We start from the raw sequence: 12,933 nt of genomic DNA on the forward strand, positions 1-12,933 counted from the left end.
ATCCATGACGGATACGGGGCTAAGGAAAGTGTACTCTGACCCCTGTTTCTGTCCGCCCGAGAGTATAGAGATTTAATCAGTGACTCCAAACCCGGAAATTTCCACTGGGAGGCAGTGGACGTAGGTGATCAAGCTGTTTGGCAGTTCCGCCAAGACAAGAAAGGCTAACTATGAATAGTAAATTTTCCGATGAAATTGCGCAGCACATCGCAGATGCCAAGCTGCTAGACCTTTCCACACACGACTTAGTCACATCCATCCTGTTAAGTGCGGGAAAATATTCCGACACGGAAATTGAAAATGCAATTGACTCATTAGACCTCGTTATTCTTAATGAAATCAAAGATTCCGTATTCAATTTTAGAAAGACGGGCGAATACCACATAATCTCCAGCACAGGCACGAGTCGAGACATTTCAAAATTAATGGCGCGCCTCTCCGTAATACTTCAAAACTAGTATTTGCACTGCACCCCACCAAGAATGGAAATAGAAAGAGGCGAAACAGGACTATGTAGAATTTCCGACTCGCTCGCTAGAGGCAGAACAGAGATTAGAGTGTGCGAAAACACGGGCCAGAGTGAACTTTCATATCCACTCTCCGAAACCAGTTGAGCCTTAGACGGACGCCCGATCTTTGCCGGACCTGCGCGCCGCTGCAACTGGGCTTCGATGATGGCTCGAAACCGGTCAGTGCCGAGTGCGTGTTGGCGCTGCAGTCGCAGTCGAATAAGAGTTACTTCGTCTGGGTTTAGTATCTCTGCAACCAAGCTGGCATAAGCCTGATGACGGCTTGTAACGTCCGCATCCAAGTTCAGATAGACCGGGTGGGAAGTGAGCAAGGTGCTCGGCTCGCCCGATGTATTTGCGCGATAGCTGGACCAGCGATAATCCCCTGGCGAGGTGATCATCCCCGCGCGCACCGGGTTGAGCTCGATGTAACGATAGCAATGCAGCAGATAGCTGTCACTATCCACCGGACACGCCTTATACCGCCCTTCCCACAAGGTGCCGGTGCGATGGTAGCGATCATTTACATAGCGGACATAACGCNCGTGAGCAGCAAATGCACGTGATTCGTCATCAGTGCGTAGGCATGAATCGCGCAACCGGTCCGCGCGGCCAGTTCGCGTAGCTCGCTCAAATAGCGAAAGTAATCTACGTCCTGGAAGAAACACGGACGTCGATCGTTACCGCGTTGAACGACATGTTGCGCNGGGCAGGTCAATTCTAGGCTGTCGAGGCATACTGTGCATCCTTGCAGGGACGACACACAGCCTGTTTTAGTTTCGCGCCGACCACCATCGGTTCATTACGGATACGAGGCTAAGAAAAGTGCACTCTGACCCCTGTTTCCCTAAATAGCGCATGCTCAAGTATTCAATAAAATGAGTAAATCAATGGGATTTGATGCCGCCTTTCAAGAAGCCTTTCTAAATCCTGAGCGAAATTTTGGCCGCCTTCTCTACGCCCGAGAAGAACAATTGGTTGAAAGGCTCGCGCGATGGCGGGTTAGAAGGCATTTAGGGGGTCTTTCTCCGCAACAAGAAGCCGCCTCCACTAAGTATATTGATAACTGGAAGCTAGTCGAGTGGACGTTGAAGAATATGGAGCGAGAGGAATGAGCAGCCTACTGCCATTAGTCGGCTTATTTGAGAATCTGAAGCAGGAAATCCCAATTACTAGACGCCGGGAGTATTTAACAAGAGACGATGCTCTCGAACAGCTGAAGCGGCTAACGGGCAAGAATTTCGGTTTCAGCATTGAGGAGTGGAACAGCTATCTTTCAAGCATTGACTTTAATCTTAATAATTTAGAACGATAAAGCTTGTGAGATGGCGAAGGAAACAGGAGCTGAGGGGGGCGGAAAAGTCTGCCCCCCAGTTTTCGCGCGCGAGGCCTACGAAAACGGGGGTCAGAGTGGACTTTAATTATAAAGCACACTCTGCCCCTGCTTTTAATCCTGTCCCCTGCTTTGCCTCGCTCCTCGAAACCACCCCATGACAAACGAAAATAGACACGCTGCACGAGATGCTTTTCTCGTATTGCCGGTAGAATTTTTTATTGAATCCGTTAGCAATGCGCTAGCTAGATTTGGGTTCGGATACAACGACTATATATGCATTTTCGGCCAAGACCCGGAGACAGACCCGGGTGAGGAGTTCGATGGCGTCCGAGTATCGTTGCTGGGCGAAGAGTACACGATGCCGGAGCTGGACTTATTCGAGGGATTAATGGACGCTTGTATTTATATCTTATCGAGACACCCCGGCACTGAGCCAGAGTTAAAAATTAAAATCGCTACCGTTGCCAAGGAAATAAGAAAGCTTCGCGACCTACAAGCAAATAGGGAAGTAGCGCGAGAACAGGGCCAGCATTAATCTTAACTAGAAGCTGTGCCCTGACCCCTGGTCGTCGCTTTCCCACCTGCTTTCTGCGTTCCTAACATCAATCCAAAATAGCTTAAGGCGCAAACAATGAGCAATCAAGAATTTCAATTTTTCTTAAAAGAAGACGTTGATGAACTTATACTAACAGCGGCTCTAAGCGATATTTTGGGCTTTAGTGTTGCGTCGGTTCCATATTACTCATCCAATACCGCCGGGGTCGCACAGATCACCACATTTGACGTCGGATTCAAATGCGGGTGCCTTGTCACATACACCGATAAAGATAAGATAGACGAACAAATCGTGGCTCTCGCCCTAGCAAAAAATCTGCACATCGAACTGATATTCGAAATGGAAAAATCTGATAAATGGCTACATGTTCAACCGAACGGGGAGCATAGAGAAGTGACCGTAATCGATATCGATGTCGGAGTTGACATAGCACCCGAGTGAAATAATGGAAGGTGCAGCGGAATAGGTGCGGAGTGGTATTTTTGAAACAGGAGCGAGAGTGGACTTTTCGTAGAAGCGCACTCGGCCCCTGTTTTCCGATGCTCCTCTGGTCGCTTCGGGACCAGTTGCGTGGGTTTGCTGATTTATCGGCCCGCTTAGTACTGGCCTGGGCCACGCCTCCGCCGAGAACCGTCGTATAGGCGTTGAAGCCGCCCAAAGGATGCGCAAGCGTCGCAGCCCTGCGGCTGAAGCGCCAATTCCCAGTCGCAAGCCTCCGAGGCCTGCGCGCAAGCTCGCCGGCCCGGTCGCAAGGCCCCGAGGCTTGCGATGGCAAGGCAAAAAGTGGCGTGCGCCGGGCTCACGACTCTGCGGGCCCAGTTCGGAACTGCTCGCGCAAGGCTCCCAGCCCGGACTCGAGGCAAAAAGGCTTGCGAGCGCAAGCCTTTGAGCCCTGGGGGCGGAGCTTTTTACTTTGCGATACGAGCGTGGGGCTGCGATCGCAAGGCTCCGAGCCTTGCGATCGCGGTTGCGCGCTCGACGCTTGGCCCTTTGGGGGCTGAGCGCAAGCCTTCAACTGCGGGGCCTTGGGCGATGAAAGGCTCCCGCCGCCGCGGTCGCTACGCGCGGCGCATGATTTCGTCCGAGCCTTGGCCAAAACGACGCACGCGCGGGCGTTGGCACCTCGCGTGCGGTCGGTTGCTCGGTGCGGCCGTCGTCGTGGTCGACGACGGTCGGGGCGCTGCGGTGTTACGCCGACCGGATCGTCTTGAGGCTGCGATCCATTTGCTCGGCCCATAGCCGGAAGACTTTGGCCAGGGCGCGGCGGCGGGATTGTTCGGGTTTGCGAGCCGTTAGGCCCGACGTCGTGGCGGGATCGATAGTTCGCGCGAGACTTACCAACTCCTCGCGGAATGCCTGCAATTCCAAGAATGCATCGATGGGTAATATCACTTCGCCCACGCACGTAATGGGCTGGGTCTTGCGAGACATAAGCAGCGCTCCTATCCGAGACTCGGTGGTCCGCGCTGCGTACAAGCACAGGCGGAAACTCCACTCATTTCGGAGGTGGGACCGCTATGTAAGGAGTTTCTAGGCTCCAAACCAAGACTGCTACCTGGTAATCGACGTGTCAACGGGTCCGGCGCGCATTCGAGCAGGATTGCTGGGCGGTGGATACCGCGCACTGACCGTAGATACTAAGATCCCACCGCGACGAGAAATCGCGTGACTCTCAACCACCTTTGAAACTCAGCAGGACTTGATGATGGACACGAAAGCCAGCTATGTGTGCGGCAGTTGTGGCGGTCCGTCGGAAGCGCGAATTCAGGGCAGCACCCAAGGTGTGTATTGCACCCAATGCGACTGGGCGGTGGTGACCACCTACTTTTCGGAAATCAAGCGAGATAGCGCTCTATACGAAATAATGATCAGCGGAGGCGACCATCGCGATCAGCGTCAAGTTAAAGCTGTTTCGGAGATTTTGGGGGTCAATTTTTTAGCCGCCCGAATGCTGCTTGGACCATCGAGTGGGCCCGTGTTCAAAGGTCGCGCCACCGAGATTTTCGGAGTCCGCAAAGCTCTAGTTGAGGCTAGCATTCCGCACGAAATAGTGCCGCACTTTAAGTACTAGATGATCCCACAACGCAAGATTGTGAAGGCTCCGGGAAGTCGAAATGCCAATCCAGTCCGCGACGCACCGGCGCGGCGTGGGCACTTAGTGAAGCGCAAATATGGATGGCATTGAGATGGTCAGGAATGGCGCAAGCTGCGACTGCGACAGTCGAATGGTGCCGAAGGTTTCGCTGTGGCGGAAGGTTCGCGGTCGCGGCTTGTGACCCAAGGAAATCCAGTAGCAGGTCGCTCGTACGGCGAGCAAACAGGACTGGCTCGGACGCGTGGCCCGTCGCTGACGATCTTGAAGACGTACACTGCGCCCGATTGTTCAGTGGCCGTAACCGGCCCGACCGCTATGAACTTGATTGAAGCGCAGTGGGAAGTCGCGCGGCTGGATGGGTTTCTTTATGGAGCCGCCTTGATGATCGGAAATACGCGCAGATACAGTGCTTGTGCGTATCTCATCGAGGCGAAGGATGGCGTTGGCATCGAACAAGCCCTGAGGGATTTTTACTACTGGCACCCGGGCTGCGTATTCGATGGCGTCGAACGCCTTGAACGTGGGATGCGCGATCTTGAGACTGGGATGCGGCCGTTTATTGCCAGGCAGACGTCTCAAACCAACGATGTCGACCTGTCGAATTTGCAGGCCTATCTGTCGTTCAAGGCGATGGACATGATTTCGCCGATTCTGGACGGAAGAACCGGCCTTGAGGTTTTCCGGCTGAATTCCGTGCCCGAGCCGGCGGCGTCCGACTGTGTGTTTTTCTGCATCAAGGCGGATGCGGCGTGGGTGGTGCTGCAGTTCAATGATGACCTTCCGTACCGTCGGGGTTTGGCCGAGGGACGTACGCCGGGCGGGTCGTTGGAGCAGGTTTGACGTCGGGCAATGCGAGCGGCGCTGTTCGATGCACGGCGCCTGTGTGGCGGTGTTCGCGCGCGATGGAAGGGGCGACGTAGTTGATTGGTCGCGGTCGCGGCTTGCGCCGCTCCTACAGGGGGCTGACGACGCTGTCCGGCGATCGGGGTACAAAAAAGGGCGCCGTTGCGGGCGCCCTTTTGGGGATACGGGTTGGTTGAAGCCGGCGGTCAGTAGTAACCCGCCAGATTCAAGAACCAGCCCTTGTTGTCGTATTCCAGATCGGTCAGGTCGTCGCTGAAGTCGGTGAAGTTGTAGCCCACGCCGACCTTGAAGTTGTCGCCGATCTGGCGGTCCACGCCGATCAGCCAGCCGCGCTTGTCGCCGCCGTCCTTGACCGCCAGCCAGCGGTATTCGGCCAGGGCGTCCCATTTGGCGATCAGGTGGTAGCGCACTTGGCCGGCGAGGAAGTCGGCGCGGCTGTCCAGCCACAGGCCAGTGCCGCGGCCCATGCGGTAGTCGCCCCAACGGCTCGCGGCCTTGCCGCCCAGTTCCCATTTGTCGTCGATGCGGTAGATGCCTTCGAACGACAGCACTTGCGAGCGCTGGTCGTACTGGTTGCCGCCGTCCTGGCCGATGGTGGCCAGGTCGTAGAGGTACACGTACTTGCCGAACGCGGCCCAGCGCGAGCTGTCGTGCGGGCGGTAGGCGAAGCCGAGGTTGCCTTCGACGGTCTTGGCGCCGCGGCTGACGTCGATTTCGTCCTTGATGTCGGAGTACAGGAAACGCGCGGCGATGCGCCAGTCTTCGTTGACCTTGTAGAACAGGCGGTTGCTGGTGACCCAGGCTTCGCGACGCTCGGCGCCGCTGTCCTTGCGGTATTCGATCTTGCTCGACCAGTCGGTGTTGGGATCGACGCGGCCGCCGCTGAGGCTGTAGGCGCGGCGGTCGACGTGACCGGTCGCGGCTTCCAGGTCGCCGTCCATCACCGCGAAGCCCAGGTTCCAGCCTTCGGCCGGATAAAAGTCCATGCCGAAGGTGTGCATGATCCCTTCGCTGGAATCGCGCGGGTCCTTGAGGAACTGGCTTTCGTTGTACAGGTTGGTCTGGTTGTTCAAGCGCCAGCGTTGGCCGATGGTCCAGCCGGTCTGCAAGGCGCTGTCGAACAGCGGATCGCGTTGCGTGCTGTCGGTGCTGAAGGTGTAGGCGCCGTACAAGGTGTGATCGGTGCTGAGGCGGTACTCGGCGTCGACCTTGCCGGCTTCGCCGCGGCTGCCGCTGCTGACTTCGGCGCCGACGCTGGAGCGGTCGCCGAACAGGTAGCGCGCGCCCACGGTCAGCAGGTCGTTGCGGTCGTACTTGCCGCCGTCGTCGTCGAGCGTGTACTGGCCGGTCGCGTACAGCTCGAGGGTCGAGCCGATGCGGTGACGGTAGCTCAGCGCGAACAGCATCGCGTCGATGTCCGGGCTCAGCGAGCTGGCGCTGCGTTCCTCGCGCACGCGGCGCAGTTCGGCGCCGAGCTGGTCGTCGTTGGTGATGCGCCAGTCGGCGGTCAGCTGGCTCTGTTCGAGCGCTTCGTCGCCGCGTTCGCGACGGGTGTGGCGGCCGAACAGGCTGAAGTTCTCGGTGAAGTAACCCAGGAACTCGGCGCCGTATTCCTGCACCGCTTCGCCGTTGTCGTAACGCGAGATCGAGAAGCCTTGATCGATGTCGCGCCACCACGCGCCGACGCTCCAGTCGAGCTGGGTCCAGCCCAGTTCCTTGAAGTTGGCGCGCGCCTCGACCTTGTCGGCGTCGCCGCGGCGGGCGCCGGTGATCGGGTTGATGCGGGTGAAGTCGACGCCGCCGTTGGTCGAGTACCAGATCGGCGCGGCGGTCGATTCGGTGCGGGTCTTTTCCAGTTTCAGGTAGGTGCCGCGGCCGGCCTGCAGGGTCAGGTCGACGCCCTTGAGGCTGTAGTCGTCGCCGCTGCGGTTTTCGTCGACATAGGTGCCGCCGACGGCGAGGTGATCGCCGAACCATTGCTTGCCGCGGAAACCGGCGCTGACGTCGTCGACCTGGAAACCGGCCGGGACGTATTCGTAATCGACCAGCAGGCGCTGGGTATAGCCGTCCAGCGGGGTGTCGCGGGTCAGGGTGCGCACGTTCTCGCGGGTGATCTGCGACAACGGCCGGCTGAGCAGGATGCGGCCCTGCATGTCGTTGATTTCGTAATCGGCGCCGCGCTTCAAATCGACGCGCGATTCGACCCGGCCGGTGCTGACGTCGCGGATTTCGACGGTGACTTTTTCCGAACCCGGCAGGATGTCGGTGTGGCGCAGCATGTACAGGCTGTTGCCGGTGCCGAGGAATTCGGTGTGGCCCAACGCACTCTGCGCTTCGGAGCCGAACAGCTTGAGTTCACTCTTCGGATCGCCGAGCACGGTGGTGTTGCGGCTGCGCCAGTTCAACGCCGCGCCGTACAGCGAGCGGTTGTACTGGGCGTACTCGGTGCCGGTCATGCCGGTGTTGAAGTTGCCCCACAGCGCCTGGTTCTGGTCCCAGTCCACGCGCAGGTACAGCTTGCCCTGGGTGTCGACGTCGCGGTACGTATTCGAATCGTCGCCGTACACCGGGTAGTACAGGTTCGGGTCGAGGCGACGGAAGATGTCCTGCGCCTGGGCGTCGAAGAAGCCGTTGAACAGCCGCTTGATTTCGTTTTCGTGGGTGTCGGCCTGGGCGGTGATCAAATACTTGCCCTGCACCTTCCCCTTTAAATAAAACGCCAATCGGCCTTCGCTGATGAAGCTGTCGTCGTAGCGGCCGTTGTCGCCGGCGGCCAGCGGTTCGATGTTGCCGCTGACGTTGTTCTCCGACAGGGTCACGTCGGCCAGCGCGACCAGGAAGCTGTACTTGCCGGTCACGTTGACGTCGAGGTTCTTCTCCAGCTCGCCGCCGCCGCGGTTCTTGATCTTGACCGCGTAGGTGTGTTGGCCGACCGGTTCGAGGAACTCGGCGGCGAACTTGCGTTCCAGGTCGATCGGGAAGGTCTGGTCGTTGATGGTCAGCTGCGCATCGCGCGGGATGTCGCGGCCGTAGATGCGCACGCGCGAGCCGTACACCGGGATGTTCTGGATGCGGATCGCGTTGGTGCCGTAGATCGAACTGGTGATCTCCACGTCCTGCGCGCCGCGATCGTCGATCGCCTGACCGAGCGTGCGCTGCACTTCCTCGCGCTGGATCTGCACGCCGCGTTCGTATTCCTCCGGCTTGACCAGTTGGATGCGCTGCGGATTGATTTCGTCGAACGCGCCGTCCTTGCCGTAGGCGCGGGCGATGTAGATCAGTTCGTCGCCGGCCAGCAGGTTGATGTTGGACGGCAAGGTGCCGTCCCACTCCTGCTCGGACACGTTGTCGACCGGCAGGTCGATGGTGGCCAGCGGCGTGACCAGGTCGGTGTCGCTGCCGCGGTAGACGGTGACCTGCAACTTGTCGATGAACGACGCGTAGTTGGTGTAACCGTGGAAACGCAGCGGCTTGGTGATGCGGCCGTTCTCGAACGGCGCGATCGAACCGGCCTGGACGTTGAGCACCGGCGGGCCGAGGGTGGGATCTTCGGTGGCCCAGATCACGCCGCCGTTGGGCAGGTCGATCTGGAACTTGCCGGCGATCTTGGCCGCGCCCGGGGTCAGGTTTTCGCGCACCACGTCGACGCGGCGATTGGCCTGCAGCGCGTTGGCGTCGTCGCCTTCGGCCACCGGCTTGTCTTCGCCGCGCGTTCGCACGCGGAACAGCAGGCCTTCGTCGCTGCGGCACTCGCTGCCTTCGCACTTCGCGCGCGGCACCGGTTCCAGCGCTTCAGTCTGCGGCTGCGGTTTATCGAGCGAGCTCAAGTCCACCGGAACCGACGTGGTGCGCCGGCCGGTGTCTCGGGCCGGCGCGTTCTGCGTCGGGTTGTTGGCGCCGGCTTTCTGCGCGTACGCAGGCGTGGCTGCACCGGCCGAGAGCAGGCCAATGAGCGTCATGTCCAGAAGCTTCATCTTCATCTTCATGGTCATGTCCTCAGCGGTTGCCCACGCCGACTGGCGCCTGGGTGTCGTCAGTGATGTCAACTCGCACTTTCTGCCTCACCTCGGGCTTGAGTTCGGCCGAGATCGCTTCGAACACGGCCTTGGCACGGCGTAGACCCAGTTGCACGTTGTAGGCGGCCGCGCCGCGTTTGTCGGCGCGGCCGATCACTCCGACCGCCCCGCTGCCCTGTTGGTTGAGCGCCTTGGCGATTTCGCTGATCAGTGGCTTGTACTGCGGCTTGATCGTGGCCTGGTCGGTGTCGAACAGCACCTCGCCCAGGCGGATCGCCGGATCCAGGCTGACCAGCGCCTGGCTCGCGTCGACACCGGCGACCACGTCGACCTGCACCTTGCGCGCCAGTTCCGGATCGGACTCGAGCTGTCGCATCAGTTCGGTCTGCACGGCGCGGGCGCGGGCGAAGGCGAGCGCCTCCTCCTCGGCCTGCGCGGTGACGGTGACGCTGCCGCCGCCGGCATCGCGCAGCTTGCCGGCGATGTCCTGGAACATCGGCGTGTAGTCGGTCTTGACCTTCGCGCTGCCGGCTTCGAAGAACACCTCGCCCAGTTCGACGTCGGTGTTCGACTTGCTGCTGCCGATTTCGCCCGGCGGCAGCTTGACGCCGAAGTCGAAGCGGGTCGGCACGCCCTGGGTGATGCGGCGCACGCGCGGGTTTTCGGTGGTGAACACCGTGCCCGGCGGCAAGGTGGCCGCGTCGACCTTGAGGATGAAGTTGCGTCCCCGCGCCGAGTTGCCGCCTTCGATGCCTTCCAGGTGGTAACGGCCGTAGGCGTCGGTTTCCATGATCAAGCCTTCGACCGATGCGATGCGCACGCCCGGAATGCCGCGTTCCTCGACCCCGTTGTTGCGGATCGTGTACGACACGACGTAACCGCTCGCGCCCTGGCTGACCTGGCGGCTGACCTGCAGATCCTGCGCGGTCAGGCCCTTGGCGGCGTCGCCGCGGCTGCGCTCGACCGTGGTCTTGCCGGCCGCGTCCATCCGCACCGTGGTGCCTTCGTCGGTGGTCAGCACGAAGTCGTCGGCGAACTCCAGCGCGCTGAGCGTCTGGCGCACGACCACTTGGTGCTGATCGGCCGAGACCGCGTCGGAGCTGCGGCCATCGATCCGGCCCAGCGCGATGCCGTGCAGCAGCGGCGCGCTGGCGTCGGGCTCGGCGACCGGGCCTTGGCCGCGGTCGACCGTGGTCGAACCGGCGACGTAGGCACCCGGAGCGAAGCCGCCCTGCACCTTGATGCCGGTGGCCTTGGCCGGGTCCTGCCAACCGTCGCTGTCGCGGTCGTCGAACACGCTGCCCACGATCAGGCTGTCCTCGAGCAGCGGATCGCCCGCCATCACCACTTCGGCGGTCGCATCGTTACTGATCTTGGTACCGCCGTTGTCGTAACCGGCGACCTGGTTCTTGTGCACGCCCTTGCCGACGCCGGCGCCGACGCGCAGGAAGTAGCTGACCGTGGCCTTGCCGCCGATGCCGACATCGATGCCGGTGATGCGCAGCGGATTGGCGCTGGCGACCACGCCGTTCTTGTTGTCGTCGTCCACCGTCAGCGAGTTGTCGACGAAGGTGAAGCCGGCCGGCGGGATGTCGACCAGGGTCGCGTTGACCGCGGGCGAATCGCCGACGTTCTCGATCTGCACGGTGTAGCGGACCAGATCGCCGATCTTGACCTCGCGGGTCGCCGAGGTCTTGACCAGACGCAGCACCGGAGCATTGGCGAGCACCGTGATCGTCACCGAGGCGGTCGCGCACACCGGGGTCGGCGACGAGGTGTCGCAGACGCGGTAGGTGAACGTGTCGGTGCCAGCGAAGAACTGGTTCGGCGTGTAGGTGCACGAACCGGCCGCGCAGGTGACGGTGCCGTTGGCCGGCGGGTTGGCGATGGTCAGCGAGCCCGGATCCAGCGGCGCGCCGGTCACGCTGTCGTTGCCGATCACGTTGATGGTCACCGGCGTCTGCTGGTTGGTCTGGGCGGTGTCCGGCGTCGCGGTGACCGTGTTCGGCTGCACCGTGACGGTGACCGTGGCGGTCGCGCAGTTGGTCGGATTGAGCTTCTCGCAGATCGTGTAGACGTAGCTGTCGGTGCCGCTGAAGTTGGCGCGCGGCGTGTAGGTGATGGTGCCGTCGGTGTTGACCACCACGGTGCCGTTGCTCGGGTCGGTGCTGACCGTGATCGTGACCAGGGTCGGATCGATCGGCGCGCCGTTGAGCGTGTCGTTGGCGATCACGTTGGTCGTCACCGGGGTGTTCTGCGGGGTGACACCGGTGCCGCCGGCGGGATCGTCGGTGGCGGTGATGGCCGGCGCGCTGACGGTGATGGTCACCGTGGCGGTGTCGCAGTTGCTCGGGTTCAACACCTCGCACAGCTGGTAGGTGACGGTGTAGGTGCCGGCCGGGGTGCCCGGTGCGACATCCACGCCGCCATCGGCCTTGACCGTGAGCGGACCGTTGCTGACCGGGGTGACGGTGACGTCGACCGGATTCACCGCGCTGCCGCCGAGGGTGTCGTTGGCGAGCACGTTGATCACGTTGGTGCCGCCGGTGTTGCCGTTGACCGGGGTCGCGACCACGTCGTCCACCGCATCGATCACGGTGGCATTGACGGTGACGCTGACCGTGGCGGTCGAGCAGTTGCTCGGGTTGAGCAGTTCGCAGATCTGGTAGGTCAGCGTGTAGCTGCCGGCCGGCGTGCCGGGCGCGACATTCACCGCGCCGGTGGCCGGATCCAGGGTGATGCCCGGGTTGCTGGTCGAGACCTGGGTCAGGGCGACGTCGGCCGAAGTGACCGGGTTGCCGTTGAGCGTGTCGTTGACCAGCACGTTGGGCACCGCCACACCGCCGCTGCGACCGTCCACCGGCGCGCCGGTATCGTTGGTCGCCACGATCGGCGCGGCGTTGACCGTCACGGTCACGGTGGCGTCGTCGCAGTTAGTCGGGTTGAGCACTTCGCACAGGCGGTACACCAGGGTGTACGTGCCCGCCGGGGTGTTCGGCGCGACATCGACCGCACCGGTGCCGGTGTTGAGGGTGACGCCCGGATTGGTCGACGAGACCTGGCTCAGGGTGACGTCGGCCGGGGCGACCGGGTTGCCGTTGAGGGTGTCGTTGCCGCGCACGTCCGCCACCGCGGTGCCGCCGGTGCGGCCGTTGACCGGAGCGCCGGTGTCGTCATTGGCCACGATCGGCGCCGCGTTGACGGTGACGGTCACGGTGGCGTCGTCGCAGTTGCTCGGGTTCAGCACTTCGCACAGTCGGTACACCAGGGTGTACGTGCCGGCCGGGGTGCCCGCGGCGACGTTGACCGCGCCGGTGCCGGTGTCGAGGGTGATGCCCGGGTTGGTCGACGAGACTTGGCTCAGGGTGACGTCGGCCGGGGTGACGACCACACCGTTGAGGGTGTCGTTGCCGCGCACGTCGGTCACCGCGATGCCGCCGGTGCTGCCGTTGACCGGCGTACCGGTGTCGTCCGCCGCCACGATCGGCGCGGCGTCGACCGTCACGGTCACGGTGGCGTCGTCGCAGTTGGTCGGGTTGAGCAGTTCGCAGATCTGA

General features: G+C 61.4%; 10 protein-coding genes and 1 pseudogene. 7 read left to right on the forward strand and 4 right to left on the reverse strand.

Going from position 1 to position 12,933, the window contains the following annotated elements; translation table 11 throughout:
- Nucleotides 1-170: 170 nt before the first annotated feature.
- Nucleotides 171-458 (forward strand): hypothetical protein, encoded by a 288-nt coding sequence (locus tag ASD86_RS27100; protein ID WP_157477084.1) that lies wholly within the window; start codon nt 171-173, stop codon nt 456-458.
- Between the two features lie 595 nt (nt 459-1,053).
- On the opposite strand, the pseudogene ASD86_RS28090 reads toward ASD86_RS27100, so the two are convergent.
- Nucleotides 1,054-1,215, reverse strand: a pseudogene (locus ASD86_RS28090) (transposase); the annotation flags it as partial.
- 172 nt (nt 1,216-1,387) lie between these two features.
- Between ASD86_RS28090 and ASD86_RS27105 the strand changes: the two are divergent.
- The 4 genes from ASD86_RS27105 (at nt 1,388) to ASD86_RS27115 (ending at nt 2,842) form a co-directional block, all read left to right on the forward strand.
- The gene (locus ASD86_RS27105; protein ID WP_157477085.1) at nt 1,388-1,624 is read left to right on the forward strand and encodes a hypothetical protein; all 237 of its coding nucleotides are present in this window, start codon (nt 1,388-1,390) and stop codon (nt 1,622-1,624) included.
- Nucleotides 1,621-1,824, forward strand: coding sequence for a hypothetical protein (locus ASD86_RS27110; RefSeq protein ID WP_157477087.1), 204 nt, complete (start codon nt 1,621-1,623; stop codon nt 1,822-1,824). The genes ASD86_RS27105 and ASD86_RS27110 overlap by 4 nt, the downstream gene beginning before the upstream one ends.
- 175 nt (nt 1,825-1,999) lie before the next feature.
- Nucleotides 2,000-2,380, forward strand: a complete 381-nt coding sequence (locus ASD86_RS24365; RefSeq protein ID WP_157477089.1) for a hypothetical protein — start codon at nt 2,000-2,002, stop codon at nt 2,378-2,380.
- 96 nt (nt 2,381-2,476) lie between these two features.
- On the forward strand, nt 2,477-2,842 hold the full coding sequence (locus ASD86_RS27115; RefSeq protein ID WP_157477091.1) for a hypothetical protein: 366 nt from the start codon (nt 2,477-2,479) through the stop codon (nt 2,840-2,842).
- Nucleotides 2,843-3,589: 747 nt separating this feature from the next.
- Here the strand turns inward: ASD86_RS27115 and ASD86_RS24370 are convergent.
- Nucleotides 3,590-3,832 carry a hypothetical protein gene (locus ASD86_RS24370; protein WP_056116947.1) on the reverse strand — a complete coding sequence of 81 codons (243 nt, stop codon included), beginning with the start codon at nt 3,830-3,832 and terminating at the stop codon, nt 3,590-3,592.
- A gap of 274 nt (nt 3,833-4,106) precedes the next feature.
- Here ASD86_RS24370 and ASD86_RS27120 point away from each other — a divergent pair, with 274 nt between their 5' ends.
- The gene (locus ASD86_RS27120; protein WP_157477093.1) at nt 4,107-4,472 is read left to right on the forward strand and encodes a hypothetical protein; all 366 of its coding nucleotides are present in this window, start codon (nt 4,107-4,109) and stop codon (nt 4,470-4,472) included.
- A gap of 339 nt (nt 4,473-4,811) precedes the next feature.
- Nucleotides 4,812-5,336, forward strand: a complete 525-nt coding sequence (locus ASD86_RS24375; protein ID WP_056116949.1) for a hypothetical protein — start codon at nt 4,812-4,814, stop codon at nt 5,334-5,336.
- Between the two features lie 209 nt (nt 5,337-5,545).
- On the opposite strand, the gene ASD86_RS24380 is transcribed toward ASD86_RS24375, so the two are convergent.
- Nucleotides 5,546-9,346, reverse strand: a complete 3,801-nt coding sequence (locus ASD86_RS24380) for a hypothetical protein (RefSeq protein ID WP_200957306.1) — start codon at nt 9,344-9,346, stop codon at nt 5,546-5,548.
- Nucleotides 9,347-9,356: 10 nt separating this feature from the next.
- On the reverse strand, nt 9,357-12,933 hold a 3,577-nt coding region (locus ASD86_RS24385), incomplete at its 5' end, for an Ig-like domain-containing protein (RefSeq protein WP_157477095.1).

The sequence above is a fragment of the Lysobacter sp. Root690 genome (assembly GCF_001427785.1).
Taxonomy (GTDB): domain Bacteria; phylum Pseudomonadota; class Gammaproteobacteria; order Xanthomonadales; family Xanthomonadaceae; genus Lysobacter.